Raw genomic sequence first — 20,618 nt, forward strand, 5'->3', positions numbered from 1 at the left:
TGATCCGGTCGGATCAGGCCAGCGCGGCTTTTGCCTGGGTCACAATCGCACCGAACGCGTCGGGCTCATGCACGGCCAGATCGGCCAGAACCTTGCGGTCAACCTCGATACCGGCCAGCGACAGGCCATTGATGAAACGCGAATAGGTCAGGGTCGCGTCATTGGCACGAACCGCCGCATTGATCCGCTGGATCCACAGGGCGCGGAACTGGCGCTTGCGGTTCTTGCGGTCACGGGTTGCGTATTGATTGGCCTTGTCGACCGCCTGCGTGGCGGTGCGATAATTGGTCGACCGGGCACCATAATACCCTTTGGCGGCCTTGATGATCTTCTTGTGACGGGCGTGGGTAACAACCCCACCTTTGACTCGGGACATTTTTCAAGGCCTCCTTAGCGGGCGTAGGGCATGTAGCCCTTGATGATTTTCTCATCAGGGGCGGACAGGACGGTGGTTCCACGTGCAGTGCGGATGAACTTGGTTGACCGTTTGATCATGCCGTGGCGTTTGCCTGCCTGGCCTGCCTTGATACGGCCCGAGGCCGTAACCTTGAAGCGCTTCTTGGCGCTCGACTTGGTCTTCATCTTGGGCATTTCCGTCTCCAATTTTCTGGGTCGGTTCTGACGCATCTCGGCATGCCACCTGGGCCGGACGCATCGGTTAAAGCGCGCTAGGTAGCGGCAAATGAGGGGCTAGGCAAGAGCCTAGTTCAGGATCCGCGCCGCAACCGAAATAAAGGCATTCGGCAGCTCACGCCAGCCCTGCGGATCGGGTAGCGAATTATACGCGTAGATGAACACGCCAAGGCCAATTGTCATAACGGCCAGTGCGATGGTCGGAAACACCTTTTCGGACCATGATGCCAGCGCCGAGGCAGTGGCAAACCCCACGATCAGCGAGGAAACGGACAAAAGGATATCCAGCGGCAGGATCATTCCAGATCCGTAGACAGAATCAGATGTTCGGCGCAAGGTGCCACGCGAATGATATTCGTGGTGCCCTGCACATTGAACGGCACGCCGGCAGTGACGACGATCTGATCGGCCGAGGTGGCGATGCCGGTGCTGCGCGCGGCCCGCGCGGCGGAAATCACCGCCATCTTGAAGCGCGTCATTTCGCCGGTCAGCACACAATTGGTGCCCCAGGTCAGACACATGCGCCGGGCGACATCGATCAGCGGCGTCAACACGATGATCGGCACCCGCGGGCGTTCGCGCGCCACCAGCGACGCGGTGGTGCCCGATTGGGTGAAACAGCAGATCGCCTTGATATCGGTTGATTCCGCAATTTCACGGGCCGAGGCCACAATGCCATCAGCCACCGAGGACCGCTTTACCTTGCGCGTGTTGTCCATGATGTCGCGATAGGTCGGGTCAGCCTCGACCTCCAGCGCCACATTGTTCATCGTCGTGACCGCCTCGATCGGATAGCCGCCCGCCGCCGATTCCGCGCTGAGCATGACTGCATCGGCCCCCTCATAGATGGCGGTGGCCACATCCGACACCTCGGCACGCGTCGGCACCGGGCTCTCGATCATTGATTCCATCATCTGCGTTGCCACGATCACCGGCTTTGCCGCCGCCCGGCAGCGCCGCACCAGACGTTTCTGGATCGGTGGCACATTCTGCACCGGCAGTTCGACACCCAGATCACCGCGCGCCACCATGATGCCATCGGACACCGCCAGAATTTCCTCGAATGCGGTCACCGCGGCCGGTTTTTCAATCTTCGACAGGATCGCCGCGCGGCCGCGCGCCAGATCACGTGCCTCGGTCACATCCGCCGCGCGCTGAACGAAACTCAGCGCCAGCCAATCCACGCCCAACTCGCAAACAAACTCCAGATCGGCCCGGTCCTTGTCCGACAGCGCCGCCAGCGGCAACACCACATCGGGCACATTCACGCCCTTGCGGTTCGATATCACACCGCCCGCAACGACGCTGCAATCGGCGAAATCCGCGCCGCAATTTTCCACCCGCAACTTGATCTTGCCGTCATTGACCAGCAATGTCGCGCCGGGTTCCAGCACCGCGAAAATTTCCGGATGCGGCAGGCTCACGCGGGTGGCATCGCCCTCGGCCATGTCCAGATCAAACCGGAACGGCGCACCATCTTTCAGATCATGGGGGCCATTGGCAAAGGTGCCACAGCGCAGTTTCGGCCCCTGAAGATCGGCCAGAATGCAGATCGGTTCGCCCAGATCCTGTTCGATCTGCCGGATGATGGCATGGCGGGCGCGGATCTCGTCATGGTCGCCATGGCTCATATTGAGGCGAAACACATTGGCACCGGCCTCAAAGAGGGCCCGGATCATCTCATAATCATTCGAAGCAGGGCCAAGGGTTGCCACGATCTTCACATTGCGTTGACGTCTCATATCAGCCCGTTATCCAATCTCATGTTAGCGCTCACATCTGCATCGGCGCCGTTATGTCCCAAAACCCATTACAGGACAACTGGCACTTGGGTGCAAGCTGGCGTATGTGACATTCTGCAATGAGAGACGAGCCCCAAAGCATTCCCCCCTTCGAGATCGACGGCCAAACGCGCCCGGCGCGCTGGCTGCTGACCTGCGATCACGCCTCGAACCTTGTGCCCGATTGCGTGAATGGCGGTGATCTTGGCCTGCCGCCTGCGGATATGATGCGCCATATCGCCTATGATGTCGGGGCGGCGGGCCTGTCGCGGTTTCTGGCGGCCGAGCTGGACGCGCCGCTGATCCTGTCGCGGTATTCGCGTCTGGTGATTGATCCGAACCGGGGCGAGCAAGACCCGACCGTGCTGATGCGGCTCTATGACGGCTCGATCATCCCGGCCAACCGCGATGCCGACGAGGCCGAGACCGAGCGCCGCCTGGCCGCGTTCCACCGCCCCTACCACAAGGCTCTGGCCGGTCTGGCGGCCACGCGCGACGACCGCGTGCTTTTGGCAATCCACAGCTTCACGCCGCAATTTCGGGGCCGCGCGATGCGGCCCTGGCATGTCGGTGTGCTCTATGCCGAGGATGACCGGCTGGCCCTGCCTTTGCTGGACCGTTTGCGCGCCGAGGCCGATATATATGTCGGCGATAATGAGCCCTATTCCGGCCATCTGCCGGGGGACACGATGGACCGTCATGGCGTCGAGATGGGCCGCCCGCATGTGTTGATCGAACTGCGCAATGACCTGATTGAGACGCCCGAACAACAAAAACACTGGGCCCTGCGGCTGGCACCGATCCTTGACGGCGCGCTGAGCGATGCGCAGGTATGACAGGGCAAGAGGAGAATTTTCATGGATGACCAGACCCGCATAGAGATCGAGGCCGCCGCCTTTCGCCGCCTGCAGAAGCACCTGATGGCCGACCGCCCCGATGCGCAGAATATCGACCTGATGAACCTGGCCGGCTTTTGCCGCAACTGCTTGGCCCGCTGGTATCAGGAAGCCGCCGGCGCGCGGGGGATCGAGATGACCAAGGATGAAGCCCGCGAGGCGTTTTACGGCATGCCGATGGCCGAATGGAAGGCCAGATATCAGACCGAAGCCAGCCCCGAAAAACAGGCCGCGTTCAAGGTGGCATTCGCCGAGAATGTCGAGGGGAAAGGCTGAAATTCACCGCGCACATCCTGTGCATATGCGTGTCGGATGGGGCAGCGGGCAGCGGGCAGCGTTGGGGCGGCGGGTGCTTTTCGCCACCCCTGATGGGATGACGGACGGCCTCCTGTTGATCGGTCAATAACCGGCCAAATCAAACTGGGTTTTGCCAAGGGTTTGCGGCCTTGGGTTTCCTCGTGTGTTCAGCGCCTTCCGTGCCGGTGCCAAAACCGACCGGTTTTGGCACAGCGATCCTACATATGGGCTATTGAAATGATCGATGCCGAAGAGGCGGGTCTTCACCTCAATCAGCATCAACGACGTCGCTCTGACGAAGAAAAACAAGAAAGAACGAACTTATGGCCAACCCGTGGATTGTGCTACCGTGAGGGCACATGCCGAGGAAAAGTTGCAATCATGACTGAACATCCATCCACCCCGAATTCGACCATAGAGATCGTCAACCTTTCTGCAAGCAGGGCTTTGCGGGTCACGCAGTTAATTGACGGGCAGGAGCAGATACTTGCCGTCGTTCCACGTAAGGGAGGCCGCGCTGAGGAGATCGCCACTCTGACCCTGCCGATCGGGTCCGAACTCCTGGTCCGCGACGACCATGACAAAGAATATGTCGAGTCAATCACAGTGCTTCCCGAAACTGTCATGTGCCAAAGTGGGGTTTATAAACGGATTGGCGATCGCCTCTGGCAACATAGCAGAGGAGTAGACTTTGAAACGCAACGCACGGTCAAAGGCGGGGTTGCACTGAAGCGGCGCGGTGAAGCCGAAGAGATCATATTGCCCTTGAAAGCCGGCGTGACATTTATAGTATTCGGATTGCCGGGCTTGGCGGAAGAAACGGGTTACACCGACACGAGCCTTGACGTTCATGGGGGCAAAACCCGGGTCGAGATCGCGCCGCAAAAAGACCGTGTTGGGGACTTGCGCCCGCCGACCAAGCGCCTGCCCAATGTAGACCCGGTTCTGAGTTCCTACGACCCAAGAGGAACCTTTGCCGACAATATCAAGAATGGCATCCGGCAGTTGATCTTCGAGCGTTTGACCGATGACAGCCGGAATTACACTATCGCCGATGGTGATTATATCGTGCAGAATGGAATGGCGTTCAACACAATCAATACCTTGCAGGGCCAAAGCCATTCGCGGGTCATAACAACGACGAACGAATACATGGAAGCCTTCAATGTGGGCGTCACGCTCAGCGCCGGTGCGCCGACAAAGAGCACCGAGTCCAACAAGGTCACAACAACAAAAATGCCTGTGGGTGGCAGCTTGAGCTTCGAATACGGCGAGTCGTGGGGCGAAACCCGTTCAAGCACCGCCGGGTACACTTTTGCCTGGCAACAGACGAGCCACTACCGGCTGACCCTTGAGACGGACGGGCTCAAATTTTCGCCGGAATTCCGCGAGGCGGTTCGTTTGGCCAGCGGGGACAAGGCAAGCATAGATCCGGAACTGAAAACCTTTGCGGAGAGGAAGAGGCAACTCAATGTCGACATTGCCGATCTTGCAAATGACAAGGCGCTGGATGAGGAGGCCAGACAGGAGCGCGTCAAAGCCCTTCGCGAGCGCATCAAACAGATCGAAACTGCGCAGTCGGAACTGCTTGCGAAAATCGAGGCAGAGAGAATCGGTAGATTCATCGAATCCTGGGGGACCCATTACGCGCGAGAAATGGTGTTCGGGCAGGCAAAATACGAAACCGCCCGATTTTTGATTGAAGAGCTACAGACGATGCATGAGATGGGCGTCAAGGTCGGGTTGGAAGCGAAAGGCAACATCAAGGGCGTGGACGTTGGCGGTGGCGTCGAGTTCGGCTACAGTCGCCGGAAAGAGTTTTCCAGCATGACGCAGAACGAGCGCGTCAAGCAAAGCCAGATCGGCGGCGGCGACATGGGCAGTGCTGAGCCGATCCAGATCGACCTGAGGCCTCTTTCAGAGTTGATACAGCCGCGGCATTTCGAAACCGACTGGCGGCCAGACTTCGAGGTGTTCCGGGATCGGCTCGATCTCGCGATCGATGTGCTTCTGGGCAATACGGACCTCTACCCATTGTTGCAGGGGCTGGAGATCTGGCGCGTCAGGTTCGAAAGTTTCGCCGTCATCCCGTTTTTGAAGCCTCCACGCCAGATCCATGGCGCAATAAAACTAAACCGGTCACCTCAGGGCCTGCAGACACCAGACCCAGATGGAATCGACTCGCCGCAGGAAGCAGGCAGAGGCTTCTATCTCTGGCGCAGGTCCAAAGCTGCGGGCCAGCGGGTCGTCCATAGGGGGCCGGAGCATTTCGAGAGTTCCGGAAAGGACAAGTTCGCGCGAACGGTTTACCTGATCGCCGAAACCCCCTCAGAGAACCCGAGGGTGACGGCGACTGTCTATCTGGAGGATTTTTCGCGAGGAAATGTTGTTGTCACGAACCATTCGAACGACCTCGACCTCTTGAAGCTGCGCACAGGCGCAGGGCCAGATTTCTGGGTCAACAATGTTCAGTTCAAGATTGCGACGGAAGAGCTCACCTTCGACCAGTTGCCTGACTACAAGCGGCTCGAGATTGCCAAGCGTCTTGGCGAGAGAACCCCCTGACCGGGCCGATGCGCGTCTGAAGCCGGGCGCGATGGTTCGCATCGCCTGGTTCTGCCTGGGATATTTGTCCAAAGCGATATCCACCGGTTTTGGCAAATGTCAGCGTCCTGAAGCGCCCGGGCTGTCCGGAGGCCCAATCGCCTTTCATGCATCCACACCCGCGGGTCGCAGAAACGCAGGCTTTCCCTCAGCACTCAGCTCTGGCGCGTATTCATAGCCGCCGGTGTCGAACTCCAGTATCGCCGCCGGGTCGGTCAGCCGCCGCGAAATGATGAACCGCGCCATGGCGCCGCGCGCCTTCTTGGCGAAGAAGCTGACGATCTTGGGGCCGCCGGGTTTTTCCTCCAGAAATTGCGGCGTGATCACGCGCAGTTTCAGCGCCTGGCGCTGCACGGCGGTGAAATATTCGACCGAGGCGCAATTGATCAGCGTATCGGTGCCAAGCGCCGCCGCCTGCGCGTTCAGCGCCTTGGCGATCTGCGCTCCCCAATACTCATAGAGCGAGGCCCCGCGTCGGGTTTTCAGCCGGCTGCCCATTTCCAGGCGGTATTCCTGCATCGCATCCAGCGGGCGCAGCAGCCCGTAAAGCCCCGACAGGATGCGCAGGTGATCCTGCGCGAAGGCCAGTTCATCAGGGTCCAGCGACCCGGCCTCAAGCCCCAGATAGGTATCGCCCGCGAAAGCCAGCGCGGCGGGGCGTTTGCTCTGCCCCTCGGCAAAGCGCTGAAACCTGTCGTGGTTCAGCCGGGCCAGATCGGGGCTGATGCCCATCAGCGCCTGCAATTTACTGGCGCTAAGCTGCCTGGCGGTCGTGGCCAGCCGGTCGGCATCGGCCTGAAACATCGGCTCCGACATCGCAACGTCGCGCGGCGACCAGTCCAGCCGCTTGGCCGGTGAAATGACAATCAGCATATATCCCCCTGCAACACGTCAAGAAAGGCCGCGCCGAACCTTTCAACCTTCAATTCGCCCATCCCCGATATGCGGGCCAGATCCTCCAGCGATCCGGGGCGGCGTTCGGCGATCTGGCGCAATGTGGCATGGGTGCAGGACAGGTATTTCTCTGTCCCTATCGGCCCGCGCGACAGATCAACCTGCGCCGCCATCAACCGATCAAACAGCGCCCCCGCCTCGCGCCCGGCCAGTTTGCGCCGCGCGGGATGATCGGGGGCGGGCGCGTTGCCGGTGATCACGGCCAGAAAATCCGCGCCATAGCGCTCCAGCTTGGTGGCCCCGACACCGTTCACCTGCGCCATCGCATCCATGTCTTGCGGCCGGGTTTCGGCCATTTCGATCAGCGTCTTGTCGGTGAATATCATATAGGCGGGCAGGCCCGCGGCCTCGGAAAAGGCGCGTCGTTTGGCCTTGAGGGCGGAAAGCAGCGGCGCGTCATCCTCGGAAACCAGCATTTTCACGGCCGGCCGGCGCGGGGCCTTGGTGATGGTGTCGCGGCGCAGGGTGATGCCGACCTCCCCCTTCAGGATGGGCCGCGCGGCATCTGTCATGCGCAGGGCGCCAAAGCGGTCGGGATCGGGGCGCACCAGATCATGCGCCGCCATTTGCCGGAACACCGCCTGCCAGCCGCGTTTGTCAAATTCAGTTCCAACACCGAAGGTGGGCAGGCTGTCATGGCCGCGTTGGCGAACCTTGTCGGTGGCATTGCCCAGCAGGATGTCGATCAGGTGCCCGGCCCCGAAATATTCGCCAGTGCGCAGGATGGCGCTGAGCGCTTTTTGCACCGCAACCCCGGCCTCGAACGTATCGGGCGGCGTGGCGCAGAGATCGCAATTGCCGCACGGGCCAGGAGTTTCGCCAAAATAGCCAAGCAGCACCTTGCGGCGGCATTCCAGCGCCTCGGCCAGCCCCAGCAGCGCATTGAGCCGCCCGTGATCGGCCACCTTGCGATCCGCCGGGGCCAGGCCTTCGTCGATCTGGCTGCGGCGCAGGCGAATGTCATCGGGGCCAAACAGGGTCAGCGTATCGGCGGGGGCCCCGTCGCGGCCGGCACGGCCAATCTCCTGATAATAGGCTTCGATGGATTTGGGCAGATCGGCATGCGCCACCCAGCGGATATCGGGTTTGTCCACGCCCATGCCAAAGGCCACGGTGGCGACCACGATCAAGCCATCCTCGACCGCGAAGCGACGCTCGACGATGCGGCGGTCCTCGGCCTGCATCCCGCCATGATAATGGCAGGCATTATGCCCGGCCTCGCGCAGCCCCTGCGCCAGCGTTTCGGTCTTGGCACGGGTGCCGCAATAGACGATGCCGGATTGGCCCTTGCGGGCGGCGGCAAAGCTCAGGATCTGGGTGCGCGGCTGGTTCTTGACCTCGAAGGCAAGGTTGAGATTGGGCCGGTCAAAACCGTGCAGGAAACGGACCGGTGGGACACCATCAAACAGGCGTTCGACAATCTCGGCCTGGGTTTCGGCATCCGCCGTTGCGGTAAAGGCGGCAAGCGGCACGTCCAGCGCCCGGCGCAGCGCCCCGATGCGCAGGTAATCGGGCCGGAAATCATGGCCCCACTGGCTGACGCAATGGGCCTCATCGACCGCCAGCAACGACACGCCGGCGCGCCGCAGCATGCGTTCGGTGCCGCCCGAGGCCAGCCGTTCGGGGGCCATGTAAAGCAGCCGCAACGTGCCCGCCTCAAGCCCCGCCCAGACCGCATCGGTTTCTTCTTCGGTGTTGCCCGAGGTCAGCGCCCCCGCCTCGACCCCCGCTTCGCGCAACCCGCGCACCTGATCACGCATCAGCGCAATCAAGGGCGAGATCACCACGGTGACGCCCTCACGGCAAAGCGCGGGCAGTTGAAAACACAGTGATTTGCCGCCGCCCGTGGGCATGATCGCCAACACGTTGCGGCCTGCAACCACGGCCTCCACGATCTCCTCCTGCCCGGGGCGGTAGGCGGAAAATCCGAAGACGGAAGACAAAAGGGAACGGGGGTCCGGCATGGCCTGTGGATGCATTTATGCGTTGTTTTCTGATTGCCCGGACGGTCGCATATCGCGGCGGCAGGCACAAGCAACACAGCATGCGCGCTGCGGCATCATGTCTTGTGAATGCGGTGCATTATCGACCACCTGTGCCTGTAACCTCTTTGCGCGCTGCACTACATATGAAGGCTCCCCCTGCAATCAAACAAGAGGCCGAATATGCCCCTGCTGAAGACCCTCGCAATATCCGCCGTGGTTTCCGTAACGTCAACCGTCGCCGGGGCGCAGGAAATCACCCTCCGGTTCCAGCATTTCGTCTCGCCTGCATCGGCCAATCCGAGCTATTTCATGGAACCCTGGGCACGCGCCATCGAAGAACAGTCAAACGGCCGCATCGCGGTAGAGATCTACCCTTTCATGCAGCTTGGCGGCACGGCCCCCAGCCAATATGATCTGATCCGTGACGGCGTGATTGATGGCGGTTGGGTGATCCCCGGCTATCAGCCCGGTCGCTTCCCCGAGGTCGAGGCGCTGGAACTGCCCTTCATGACCACGAAATCGGCCGAGGAGGCCAGCCGCGCGGCGTGGCTGTTCACCGAGCAGAACCTGATGGATGATTTCGCCGATGTGCAGGTGATCGCCGCGCATATGCATGGCCGTGGCCTGGTGCACAAGATCGGCCCGGCAATTGAAACCGTGGATGATTTCGACGGGCTGCGCCTGCGCGGGCCCTCGCGCCCGGCCAATCTGCTGCTTGAACGGCTTGGCGCGACGCCGATTGGAATGCCGGTGCCGGCCTTTCCCGAAGCCCTGAGCCGGGGGATTGTCGATGGCGGGGTCATCACCTGGGAAATGGCCCCATCGCTGCGGCTGGATGAGTTGACCGACAGCCATACCGATGTGGCCGGGGATTATTCACTCTATAACCTCTATTTCATCTGGGCGATGAACCGCGATGTCTATGAGGGTCTGCCCGAGGATCTGCGCGCCGTGATCGACGCCAATTCCGGCATGATGGCCTCGGCCTGGGCCGGGCGCGCCCATGATCAGGGCGATATTGTCGGCCGTGAAGTGATGGCCGCCTCGGGCAATGAGATCGCCGAATTGTCGCCCGAGGTCACCGCCGAAATACGGGCCCTGGGCGATGAGGTGATCGCCGATTGGATCATCGAGGCCAATGGGCGCGGTCTGGATGGCGACGGCCTGGTGGCCGATGCGCGCGCCGCCGTCGCGGCCACGCGGGGCGGTGCCAGCAACTGACGCCCCCTGCCGGCAGCGAATGACCGCCCCTTGCCGGGCGGTCATTTTTTACGCCGCGCGGGCCTCCCGGGTCACGGGGCCCGCAGCAGGGTGATCAGCGTGTCGCCATAGCGGCGCTGGTCCTGCATCATGCAGCCATCCGGCACCACCGGAGCGGTGTTTTCCTCCCAGATGATCAGCGCATCCGGCGCGATCCATCCCCCCGCCAGAGCGGAGGCCAGCGCCTTTTCCCCCAGCCCCTTGCCATAGGGCGGATCAAGAAAGATCAGATCGAACGGGGCCTTTTGAACCGCGCCCAGACGGGTGGCATCGCGGCGAAAGATCCGCGATGCGCCCTGCGCCGAACATAGCCCGATATTTTCGCGCAGCAGCGCCCGCGCCGCGATGCCGTCATCAACGAAACAGCAAAACCCGGCCCCGCGTGACAGCGCCTCGAGCCCCAAGGCCCCGGTGCCTGCAAAAAGATCCAGCACGCGGGCACCGGTGATCGGGTCGCCATAGCCGCCATTGACCAGAAGGTTGAAGAGGCTTTCACGGACCCGGTCCGAGGTCGGCCTGAGATGCGCGCCCGCATCGCCCTTGCCCACCGATGCCAGCGTTCTGCCCTTTTGCGCGCCTGCGATGATCCTCATCCGCGCAGAAGCGTTTTCAGGTCGACGCCCACATCGCCCACCACCTCTGCGGCAGGGCTTTTGCCCGCTTCAAGCAGGCGTTTGCCGACCATATAGGCGCGCGGATCGTTCATCGCATCAACCGCCAGCAGCGTGTCGCCCGCAAAATACCAATGCGACAGGCTATCGCCCTCGCCCGGCCGCACCACGACGCGGTCATAGCCGGTATTCAGCCCGGCGATTTGCAGCTTACTGTCGTATTGATCGGACCAGAACCACGGGTAAGGCGCATAATCCTTCTCTGCGCCCAACATGTTCAACGCCACGCATTCCGCCTGATCAATGGCGTTCTGCACCGATTCCAGCCGGATACGATTGCCTTTATAGACCAGCGAGGCGCAATCGCCTGCGGCCCAGATCGCAGGATCAGAGGTGCGCCCCTGCGCATCGGTTCGGATACCATTTTCAATCGCAATTCCTGCGGCTTCCGCCAGCGCGGTTGCCGGCGTGATGCCAACCCCCACGATGACCATGTCGAAATCCAGTTCGCTGCCATCCGACAGCACCGCGCCGGTGACATCGGTGTCACCGGTCAGCCGGTCCAGCCCGATGCCTTCGCGGATATCAACGCCATGGGCCCGGTGCAGGGCGCGGAAATAATCCGAGGTTTCGCGGCAGGCGACACGTTGCAGGATGCGCTCGGCCATTTCCACCAGCGTCACCTGCATGCCCATCCTGGCGCAGACCGAGGCCGCCTCGAGCCCGATATAGCCGCCGCCGACAATCAGCACCCGCTTGTCCCTCGCCACCTGCGGGGCCATCGCATCGACATCGGCCAGATTGCGCACCACATGCACGCCCTTAAGCGCGCCGCCAATGGCCGCAGGCAGGCGGCGCGGCACCGACCCGGTGGTCAGCGCCAACTGATCATAGGCGATGGTGCGTTCTCCCACCGTGACGGTCTTGGCGGCGCGATCAATCGACAGCGCGGCAGCACTCAGGATCAGCTCGATCCCGTTATCGCCATAATAGGCTTCGGGCCTGAGATAGAGCCGTTCCAGATCCATCTCGCCCATCAGGTATTTCTTGGACAGCGGCGGGCGCTGATAGGGCGGGGCGGCTTCTTCTCCGATCAAGGTCACCTGACCGTCAAATCCTTCGCTGCGCAGTTTCGCCACCAGGGACGACCCCGCCTGACCCGCACCGATCACCACAATATGCGACATCACAGCCCCCTTCCGCTGACCACGCCTCTGTTGGTCTCTATATGGCTGCGAAACACCCCGATTGGCGAGAGGAAAATCATGGGGGGGCAGCGGCCACGCGCCCCTGCCCTATCCCTGCACCGTAATCTGCGTCTGCGTCGGATAGGGAATATCGATACCGCCCGCATCGAACGCCTCTTTCACGGCGCGGGTGAGGTCGAACTTGAGGCCCCAGTAATCGCTGGCGTCGCACCAGACCCGCACCGTGAAATCGACCGAGAAGTCGCCGAGATTCGAGACCTTCACGAAGGGCTCCGGTTCGCCATGGGCGCGCCGGTCGGCGGTGATGCAGGCGAGGATCGCGGTCTCGGCCGCCTTCAGATCGGTGTCATAGGACACGCCAAACACCAGATCGCAGCGCCTTGTATCGTAATGCGAATAATTGGTGATGGCGGAGGCGAAGATATCGCCATTGGGCACGATGATCTTGACGTTGTCGGGCGTGGTCATTTCGGTGGTAAACAGCGTGATCATGTCAACCGTTCCCGATTGCCCGCCGGCGTTGATATAATCGCCCGCCTTGAAGGGCCGGAACGCCACCAGCAGCACACCCGCCGCCAGATTTGCCAGCGAGCCCTGCAAGGCCAGACCGATGGCCAGCCCGGCGGCACCGATAATGGCCGCCAGCGATGTCGTCTGAATGCCGAACCGGCCCAGGATGAACACAACCGCCAGGGCCAGAATGCCATAGCGCGCCATCGATCCGAGGAAACCGGCCAGCGTGCGGTCGAACCGGTCGTTCAGATCCGAAAGCCGGATGATGCGCGCCTTGAACCAGCCACCGAACCACAGCGCCACGATCAAGATGATCAGGGCGGTAACGGCGTTGACCGCGATATCTATGAAAAATTCCTGGGTCATGTCGGTTTGGTTTCCTGTTTTCAGCCCGCCAGCGCATCCATCTTGCGCGCCAGTTTGATATCCAGCGCGCTTAGCCCGTTCACATCATGCGTGGCAAGCGTTACCACGACGCTCTTGTAGATGTTTGACCATTCCGGGTGATGGTTCCACTTCTCGGCCCAGATCGCGGCCCGCGTCATCCAGCCGAATGCGTCGATGAAATTGCGAAAGATATAGGTCCTGGTGATCGCGTCGCGCCCCTCGACCATGGCCCATCCGTTGCTCAGCAGCTCTGCCAGATCGCCGGCCCGTTCGGTCCTTGTCAGTTTCTCGGTCATTGCTGTTCCTCCGCTTGCGCCTTTCGAAACGGGCCATAGCCCGTCAGCACCTCGATATCATCTTCCACCGCGTCGCGCTCGGCCTCCAGATACTGCGCCACGGCATCGGAAAAGCCGGGATCGGCCATCCAGTGCAGCGAATGCGTGGCCACCGGCAGATAACCGCGCGCCAGTTTGTGATCCCCCTGCGCGCCCGCCTCGACCCGGGCCAACCCACGGGTGATGGCGGCCTCAATGGCCTGATAATAGCAAAGCTCGAAATGCAGGCAGGGGTGATGCTCAGAGCAGCCCCAATAGCGCCCGAACAGCGCATCGCGGCCAAGAAAATTCAGCGCCCCCGCAACAGCGCGCCCTTCGCGCATTGCCAGCACCAGCAGCACATCCCCGCGCATCCTTTCCTGCACGATGTCGAAAAAGGCGCGGGTCAGATAGGGGCGGCCCCATTTGCGCGCGCCGGTATCCTGATAGAACACCCAGAACGCATCCCAATGTTCAGGCCGCAGCGCGTTGCCGGTCAGGCGGATGATATCGCCGCCAAAGCCCTGCGCGCGGGCGCGCTCGCGCCGGATCGCCTTGCGCTTGCGCGAGGCGAGGCTTGCCAGAAACGCGTCAAAATCGGCATATCCCCTGTTTTCCCAGTGAAATTGCTGCGTGACGCGATGCATAAGGCCCATTTTCTTGCCCGTTTCAGCCTCTGCACCCGTGCAATACGTGATGTGGAGCGAGGACAGCCCGGCCTTTTCTGCAATCTGCACGCCCCCCTGGATCAAAGCGGCGCGCCCGATCGCCCCCCACCCCGGACGGGTCAGGAACCGGCGCCCGGTTGCGGGCGTGAAGGGCACCGCGATTTGCAGTTTCGGGTAATAGCGCCCGCCTGCCGCCTCATAGGCATGGGCCCAATTGTGATCGAAAACATATTCGCCCTGGCTGTGGCCCTTGGCATAAAGCGGCGCGGCACCAATCACCTGGCCCGCTGCGCGCGCCAGAAGATAGCGCGGCTGCCAGCCGGTGCCGGGGCCGACCGATCCGCTTTCCTCCAGCGCGTATAGAAACCGGTGCGTGGTGAACGGATCAAGGGGTGGCCCGCCATCTGCGGCTTCCGGGCAGGCGCAGGCATCCCAGTCGGCGGGGTCGATATCGGCCAGCGTGGCAAGGGCCGTGACCTCAACCTGGGTGTCGCCGTCCATGGGTGCTGCCTCCCGTTTTGGCCAATATCAGATGCGCCACTTTGCGGCGCAATCCATCGCTGTCAACACCCGCCGCACGCGCCGGGTGATCATGGCAAAAAGCCTTCGAAGGTGATATTATCAGCGATGGAGCGGGCCTCAACCGCCTGGGCCGCCGAGGTGATCGTCCAACTCAGGACCGGCACATCGCGGTCCTTCAGCGCGGCCACGGCGGCATTCTCAAGATCGTCCTTGTTGTGACTGATAAATGCAGCGCCGACCCGGTCAAATTCCGCGATCGCGCGCAACTGGCCAAGCCGAGCGGCCCCCAGCGGTGCCCAGGCGGGGTGCCGAAAGCTGCCGGTGACAAGCCCGCGCGGGATATGCGGGGCCGCGATGCCAAATTCTGCGACGGAATGCGGGCTGAAGCTCATCACTGCGACCGGGCCGTCATAGCCGACAAGCGTTTCGGCCACGGCCCGTTCAAGCGCGCCATCAACCGGCCCCATGACGCGGCTTTGTTCCTTGATCTCGATCAGCAGCGGCACCCTGGCCCCGACCTCTGCCAGCACCGCCGCCAAAGCCGGGATGCCCTTGGTGCTGCCATTCAATCGCACCGTGCCAAGATCAGCGGCATCGCGTTCGATCACCGGGCCGGAGACCCCGGTCATCCGATCCAGCGTCGCGTCGTGAAACACCATCGGCGTGCCATCGGCAGCGGCCTGGATATCCAACTCGATACCATAGCCCGCCGCCACCGCCGCGCGCATGGCGGCGATCGCGTTTTCCGGACGGCCAGCGCGGGCATCATGCAGGCCGCGATGTGCGATGGGGATGTCAAGAAAGGCCCGTGGCAGGGTCATGAGATCTGAAAGATGCCTTCGATTTCCACCGCCACGCCAAAGGGCAGCGACGCGGCAGAAACCGCCGAACGGCTGTGGCGTCCGGCCTCACCCAAGGCTTCGGCCAGGAAATCCGAGGCCCCGTTCACCACTTTGGGCTGGTCGGTGAAATCGGCGGTCGAATTGACGAAACCGGTCAGCTTGATCACCCGCACCAGCCGGTCCAGATCACCGCCGCAGGCGGCCTTGACCTGAGCCAGCAGATTGATGGCGCAACTGCGCGCGGCCCTGGCACCGCCAGCGGCATCCATATCCGCGCCAAGTTTGCCGATCAGGAACCCATCCGGCCCGGTCGAAACCTGCCCCGAGACATAGATGATATCGTCCACCACCACGAAGGGCACGTAATTGGCCGCCGGCGCGGGGGCGTCGGGAAGGGTCACGCCAAGCTCTGCCAGCCGGGCCTCATAATTGCTCATTCGCTTGTCTCCGCATTGTCGATTCGACGGGCACGTTAGCGCCGCGCCCGCTGCGGGGAAAGCCGCGGATCAGCTTTCGCGGAAGGCGCGGTTGAAATAATCGGTCAGCGGGCGCAGCAGATAGGCCAGGGGGGTTCGGTCGGCGGTGCGGATATAGGCCTCGACCGGCATTCCGGGCAGCAGGGTTTCATCCTCCAGCCGGTCAATCTCACCCTCGTTCAGGACAATCTCGACCTCGTAGAAACTGACGCCTGTGGTCTCGTCGGTAAAGGCATCGGCGGAAACCTGACTGACCCGGCCGGCCAGTTCCGGGGTGGTGCGCGCGTCAAAGACCGGAAAGCGCAGCACGACATCCTGACCGGTATAGACCTCATCGACATTGGTGGTGCTGACGCGGGTCGAGATCACCAGCGGGCGGTCCTGCGGCACCAGATACAGCACCGGTTCCGCCGCCTGCACCACAGATCGCGGACCAAAGACGCGCAGGCCATAGACGATTCCGCTGACCGGCGCGCGCATCTCCATCTGATCCAATTGCCGGATCAGGGCGCGGCGGCGTTCGGCCAGTTCGGCCTCTTGGACGCGGACCTCGCGCAATTCGGCGATTGCCTCTTCGCGGCGGGCAGTGTGAAGCTGCAATATCGCCAGTTCGATCTCGGTAATGCGGCCCTCGGCCTCGGCGGCGCTGGCGTCAAGCTCACCGATCCTGCCCAACAGCCGGGCGCTTTCGCGCCGCAGGGTCAGCGCACGGGAAGCCTCGGACAGGCCCCGATCAACCAGGTTCTGCACATTGATCAGCTCCTGCGTGACCAGATCGCGCTGTTCGACCAGGGCGGCGCGTTGCGCGGCGATGCCGTCAAGCTGGGCCGCGGTCTGTTCGGCGCGGCGGCGCATCTGACCGACCTCCTGACCCAGGCTTTCGGCGCGGGCCGCAAACAGGTTGCGCTGCCCGGTCAGGATTTCACGCAACTCCGCGTTATCCGCAGCGGCGGCGACCACATCATCGGGAAAGATGACCGCGTCCAGCCCGTCGCGTTCGGCCACCAGCCGGACCCGCCTGGCGCGCCATTCGTTATACTGGGCATCGACCACGGCCAGGTTCGACCGGATCACCGAACCATCGAGGCGCAGCAGGATGTCACCTTCGGCCACCAATTGCCCTTCGCGCACCAGCAACGAGGCCACGACCCCGCCCTCGGGGTGCTGAATGGCCTGCCGGTTCTGATCAACCTCGATCTGGCCGGGGGCGACGATGGCACCGGCGATGTTCGACAGCGACGCCCAGGCCCCGAAGCCACCGACCAGAACCAGAAGCGTCAGCAGCCCCAATGTCATCGGCCAGCGCACCGACCAGGCCATTTGCGGATCAGGGTTCGCCATCAGCTTACCCCCCCTTGGGTTGGGCTGTCGCCGGTTGTGGCCGCGACCTGAGGGGCATTGGACAGCACCTTTTTCAGCACCTCATCACGCGGGCCAAAGGCCTTGGGCAATCCGTTATCCAGCACCAGAAGCATGTCACATTCCTTGATCGCGGCGGGCCGATGCGCCATGATCAGCACCGAATTTCCCGCCGCCTTGATCTGCCGGATGGCGGTATTCAAAGCTTCGCTGCCTTCATTGTCGAGGTTCGAATTGGGTTCATCCAGCACCAACAGCACCGGATCGCCATACAGCGCGCGGGCCAGGCCGACGCGCTGGATCTGCCCGCCTGACAGGCGGCCACCCTCGGCCGACATCTGGGTATCATAGCCATCGACCTGATGGCGGATCATATCATCGGCGGCGGCCTTGCGGGCAGCGTCGACCACCGCTTGCGGATCGGGGTTTTCATCCAGCCGGGCGATGTTTTCGGCCAATGTGCCCTCGAACAGCGTCACGCTTTGCGGCAGATACCCGATCAGGCGGCCCAGAATATCGGGGTCGTATTGATCCAGCGTCGCGCCATCCAGACGGATCTGGCCGCCCGCCGGGGGCCAGACCCCGGTCAGCGCGCGCGCCAGGGTGGATTTGCCGGCCCCCGAGGTGCCGATCACCCCCACCGCCTGCCCCGGCAGCACCTTGAAGGTCACACCGCGCAGCGTGGCCTGGTTGTGGCCCGGTGGCACGACAGACAGCTGGTTGACCTCAAGCAAGGCGCGCGGGCGCGGCAGCGGCAGGCGGTCAGGCTCGGGGCGCACCTCCGACAGCAGCGCGATCAGCCGGGTCCAGCCAAGCCGCGCCCGGGCGATGGATTGCCACTGCCCGATCGCCATCTCTATCGGGGCCAGCGCCCGGCCCAGAAGGATCGAGCCCGCAATCATCGCGCCGGCCGACAATTCGCCGCGCAGCACCAGATAGGCCCCAAGCCCCAGCATCGCCGATTGCAGGAACAGGCGCAGCGTCTTGGTCAGCGTGGTATAGCCGCCAACCCGATCCGAGGCCGCCATGCCCTGCCCCAAAGACCGCGCCCTGAGCTTGCGCCAGCGCGCCAATGCGGCCCCCTGCATCCCCAGCGAGCGGATCAGTTCACTGTCCGATTGCAGCCGCGACGCCATCCGGTCGGCATGCAATGCTGCTGTCTGAGCCTCCTGCATGGGCTGGCTGGATCGCGCCTGATTGAGCAGCGTGATCAGCACCAGAATGACGCCACCGGCCACCGCCAGCCAGCCAAGCCAGGTGTGAAAGATGAAAATCGCCGCCACGAAAAGCGGCGTCCATGGCAGGTCGAAAATGGCCAGAAACACCGGCGAGGCCATCAGTTTCTGGATCGCCTCAAGATCCATCAGCCCGGTCTGCGCCCCGCCGCGCCGCGCCGCCCGTGTCAGGGCCGCGCGAAACACGCGGTCATCCAGTTGATCCTGGAACCGCGCCCCCACCCGCGCCGCGATCCGGCCGCGCGCATAATCCAGAAGGCCCATCATCAGGAACAGAAACGTGACCAGCAACGACAAGGCCAGCAGGGTTTCCTCGGACCCGCTGCCAAGCACCCGGTCATAGACCTGCAACATGTATAACGGGCCGGTCAGCATCAGGATATTGGTGAACATGCTGAAGATGAACACGGCCCAGATCAGTGTCGCATTTCTGCGGCGCACCTCCTGAACCTCGCGGGAGGGCGGCATCAGGGCGGTGTTTGCGGATCTGCTCATGTTTGCGCGCGGGCCTCCGCCCGAATTGCGGGTCTTTGCCCGCCGGATGTTGACAGCCTTGCCACAGTCATGTCGAAAAAGCCTGCGTCAGGTGGTATCGTGTCTGGTGTTTACCTTCGATTTTCTATTTGAACCCCTATTCTATCTAACCTACGAAACCATTGACGGGAATCCCCTTGTTCCATGCCAGTCTGACATCGCGTATTAAGATGATCGTGGCCATGACGATGCTGGCGGCCCTTGGGGCCTGTGGTGCCGCCGCATTGCCCGGCGAAGGTGTCATCAACGACCCGTCCGAGGAACAAAACCGCGCCATGTTCGATTTCAACGTCGCCGTGGACCGCACGATTATGCGCCCGGTCTCGATCCGGGCGGGCACGGTGCTGCCGGAACCGGTGCGTCAGGCCATCGACAATATCGCAAGCAACCTGGATCAGCCGCTTTATGTGGTGAACAACCTTTTGCAATTGCGATTTGAAGAGGCGCTGCAAAACAGCTGGCGCTTTGCGATCAATTCCACGATCGGCCTGGGCGGGCTGCTGGACCCGGCATCGGGCATCGGGCTCTATGAGGCCGATACCGATTTCGGCGAAACCCTGCATGTCTGGGGCGCGCCCGAAGGGGCCTATGTGGTCTTGCCAATCCTGGGGCCGTCAACCAGCCGTGACACGGTGGGTTATGTTGTCGACCGGGCCATGAACCCGGTGCGCTTTTTCGTCGGCGCGCCCGAAAGCTACTACCTGAACGCCGCCAATATCGGCAGCGCGGTTGACACGCGGTATCGCTTTGGTGCCACCATTGACGAACTTTATTATGAAAGCGCCGATGGCTATGCCGCGGCGCGCATCCTGTATCTTTCCAACCGACGGTTCGAATTGAGAGGCGCGGCGCAGGATGATTATTTCGACCCCTATACCGATGCCTATGAGGATCCCAATGCCCAATAGATTTGCCCTGACACGACGCGCATTTATGGCACTGATGAGCGGTGCCGCTGCAGCCGCCCTGCTGCCTGTCCGTGTCCTGGCGCAATCTGTCAGTATCGCGCGCCAACTGGTCGATGCGCTGCTGATTGACCTCTATGCAATGATCAATTCCGGCAGTTCGCTCAACCAGCTCTATGCCGATTTCGAGGATCTCCTGATCCGCTATGCCGACATGCCGATCATCGCGCAAACGGTGATGCGGGTCGAATGGCGGCGCGCCAGCGCGGCGCAGCGCAGCGCCTTCATCACCGCCTTTCGCGCCTATATCGCGCGCAAATACGGCAGCCGCTTCCGGGAACTGATCGGCGGCACGTTCGAGATCACCGGCACCCGCCAGATCCGCAATTTCATCGAAGTGACCACCACCGCCAATCTGCGCAACGAAGCCCCGTTCGAGGTAATCTGGCTGGTCTCCGACGGATCGGGTCAGCACAAGTTCTTCAATCTGATCATCGAAGGCATCAACCTGGCCACCACCGAGGCCGAAGAAATCGGTGCCCTGCTGGATCGCAATGGCGGCAATATTGACGCCATGATTGCCGATCTGAGAAACGCCGGCTGACGCGCGGGCCTTGCCAGCACCCCTGCCGCC

21 protein-coding genes are annotated in these 20,618 nt (G+C 62.4%); 6 read left to right on the forward strand and 15 right to left on the reverse strand.

All coding sequences use genetic code 11. The features are described from left to right. Positions 1-13: 13 nt before the first annotated feature. The 4 genes from rplT to pyk form a co-directional block, all read right to left on the reverse strand. Positions 14-376, reverse strand: coding sequence for a 50S ribosomal protein L20 (rplT, locus tag ACW8PS_RS04105; protein ID WP_491526012.1), 363 nt, complete (start codon positions 374-376; stop codon positions 14-16). Between the two features lie 14 nt (positions 377-390). Continuing rightward, positions 391-591, reverse strand: a complete 201-nt coding sequence (gene rpmI, locus ACW8PS_RS04110) for a 50S ribosomal protein L35 (RefSeq protein ID WP_491526013.1) — start codon at positions 589-591, stop codon at positions 391-393. Positions 592-702: 111 nt separating this feature from the next. Then, complete coding sequence (locus ACW8PS_RS04115; protein WP_491526014.1) at positions 703-933, reverse strand: hypothetical protein; 231 nt, start codon at positions 931-933, stop codon at positions 703-705. After that, positions 930-2,375: a pyruvate kinase gene (gene pyk / locus ACW8PS_RS04120; protein ID WP_491526015.1), complete on the reverse strand. Its 1,446-nt coding sequence runs from the start codon at positions 2,373-2,375 to the stop codon at positions 930-932. Before pyk ends, ACW8PS_RS04115 begins: the two co-directional genes overlap by 4 nt. A 119-nt stretch (positions 2,376-2,494) precedes the next feature. Here pyk and ACW8PS_RS04125 point away from each other — a divergent pair, with 119 nt between their 5' ends. From ACW8PS_RS04125 to ACW8PS_RS04135, 3 genes are all read left to right on the forward strand, one after another. Further along, entirely contained in the window at positions 2,495-3,250 is a 756-nt protein-coding gene (locus ACW8PS_RS04125; RefSeq protein WP_491526016.1) for an N-formylglutamate amidohydrolase, read from the forward strand. A 21-nt stretch (positions 3,251-3,271) separates the two neighbouring features. Beyond that, on the forward strand, positions 3,272-3,586 hold the full coding sequence (locus ACW8PS_RS04130; protein ID WP_491526017.1) for a DUF1244 domain-containing protein: 315 nt from the start codon (positions 3,272-3,274) through the stop codon (positions 3,584-3,586). A gap of 258 nt (positions 3,587-3,844) precedes the next feature. Next, a complete protein-coding gene (locus ACW8PS_RS04135) occupies positions 3,845-6,172 on the forward strand; it encodes an MAC/perforin domain-containing protein (RefSeq protein WP_491526018.1) in 2,328 nt (775 codons plus the stop codon). Positions 6,173-6,316: 144 nt separating this feature from the next. On the opposite strand, the gene yaaA is transcribed toward ACW8PS_RS04135, so the two are convergent. Continuing rightward, entirely contained in the window at positions 6,317-7,084 is a 768-nt protein-coding gene (gene yaaA, locus ACW8PS_RS04140; protein WP_491526019.1) for a peroxide stress protein YaaA, read from the reverse strand. After that, complete coding sequence (recQ, locus tag ACW8PS_RS04145; protein ID WP_491526020.1) at positions 7,078-9,129, reverse strand: DNA helicase RecQ; 2,052 nt, start codon at positions 9,127-9,129, stop codon at positions 7,078-7,080. Before recQ ends, yaaA begins: the two co-directional genes overlap by 7 nt. Positions 9,130-9,330: 201 nt before the next feature. Here recQ and ACW8PS_RS04150 point away from each other — a divergent pair, with 201 nt between their 5' ends. Further along, positions 9,331-10,371 carry a TRAP transporter substrate-binding protein gene (locus ACW8PS_RS04150; protein WP_491526021.1) on the forward strand — a complete coding sequence of 347 codons (1,041 nt, stop codon included), beginning with the start codon at positions 9,331-9,333 and terminating at the stop codon, positions 10,369-10,371. A gap of 71 nt (positions 10,372-10,442) precedes the next feature. Here ACW8PS_RS04150 and rsmD read toward each other — a convergent pair whose 3' ends face one another. From rsmD to ACW8PS_RS04195, 9 genes are all read right to left on the reverse strand, one after another. After that, positions 10,443-11,003, reverse strand: coding sequence for a 16S rRNA (guanine(966)-N(2))-methyltransferase RsmD (gene rsmD / locus ACW8PS_RS04155; protein ID WP_491526022.1), 561 nt, complete (start codon positions 11,001-11,003; stop codon positions 10,443-10,445). Beyond that, on the reverse strand, positions 11,000-12,208 hold the full coding sequence (locus ACW8PS_RS04160) for an NAD(P)/FAD-dependent oxidoreductase (RefSeq protein WP_491526023.1): 1,209 nt from the start codon (positions 12,206-12,208) through the stop codon (positions 11,000-11,002). Before ACW8PS_RS04160 ends, rsmD begins: the two co-directional genes overlap by 4 nt. A gap of 108 nt (positions 12,209-12,316) precedes the next feature. After that, complete coding sequence (locus ACW8PS_RS04165; protein WP_491526024.1) at positions 12,317-13,108, reverse strand: mechanosensitive ion channel family protein; 792 nt, start codon at positions 13,106-13,108, stop codon at positions 12,317-12,319. Between the two features lie 20 nt (positions 13,109-13,128). Further along, the gene (locus tag ACW8PS_RS04170; RefSeq protein ID WP_491526025.1) at positions 13,129-13,425 is read right to left on the reverse strand and encodes a 4a-hydroxytetrahydrobiopterin dehydratase; all 297 of its coding nucleotides are present in this window, start codon (positions 13,423-13,425) and stop codon (positions 13,129-13,131) included. Then, positions 13,422-14,612, reverse strand: a complete 1,191-nt coding sequence (locus ACW8PS_RS04175; RefSeq protein ID WP_491526026.1) for a GNAT family N-acetyltransferase — start codon at positions 14,610-14,612, stop codon at positions 13,422-13,424. The genes ACW8PS_RS04170 and ACW8PS_RS04175 overlap by 4 nt, the downstream gene beginning before the upstream one ends. Positions 14,613-14,701: 89 nt before the next feature. Then, positions 14,702-15,454: a glycerophosphodiester phosphodiesterase family protein gene (locus ACW8PS_RS04180; protein ID WP_491526027.1), complete on the reverse strand. Its 753-nt coding sequence runs from the start codon at positions 15,452-15,454 to the stop codon at positions 14,702-14,704. Continuing rightward, the gene (locus tag ACW8PS_RS04185) at positions 15,451-15,912 is read right to left on the reverse strand and encodes a RidA family protein (protein ID WP_491526028.1); all 462 of its coding nucleotides are present in this window, start codon (positions 15,910-15,912) and stop codon (positions 15,451-15,453) included. Before ACW8PS_RS04185 ends, ACW8PS_RS04180 begins: the two co-directional genes overlap by 4 nt. A 69-nt stretch (positions 15,913-15,981) precedes the next feature. Further along, positions 15,982-17,292 (reverse strand): HlyD family type I secretion periplasmic adaptor subunit, encoded by a 1,311-nt coding sequence (locus ACW8PS_RS04190; RefSeq protein WP_491526029.1) that lies wholly within the window; start codon positions 17,290-17,292, stop codon positions 15,982-15,984. Then, positions 17,292-19,040: a type I secretion system permease/ATPase gene (locus tag ACW8PS_RS04195; RefSeq protein ID WP_491526031.1), complete on the reverse strand. Its 1,749-nt coding sequence runs from the start codon at positions 19,038-19,040 to the stop codon at positions 17,292-17,294. The genes ACW8PS_RS04190 and ACW8PS_RS04195 overlap by 1 nt, the downstream gene beginning before the upstream one ends. Before the next feature lie 221 nt (positions 19,041-19,261). Between ACW8PS_RS04195 and ACW8PS_RS04200 the strand changes: the two genes are divergently transcribed. Together ACW8PS_RS04200 and ACW8PS_RS04205 are read left to right on the forward strand one after the other, a co-directional pair. Then, positions 19,262-19,987, forward strand: a complete 726-nt coding sequence (locus ACW8PS_RS04200; protein ID WP_491526032.1) for an MlaA family lipoprotein — start codon at positions 19,262-19,264, stop codon at positions 19,985-19,987. Then, positions 19,977-20,588, forward strand: coding sequence for an MlaC/ttg2D family ABC transporter substrate-binding protein (locus tag ACW8PS_RS04205; RefSeq protein WP_491526033.1), 612 nt, complete (start codon positions 19,977-19,979; stop codon positions 20,586-20,588). Before ACW8PS_RS04200 ends, ACW8PS_RS04205 begins: the two co-directional genes overlap by 11 nt. Positions 20,589-20,618 lie beyond the last annotated feature (30 nt).

Source organism: Alterinioella sp., from assembly GCF_058343375.1.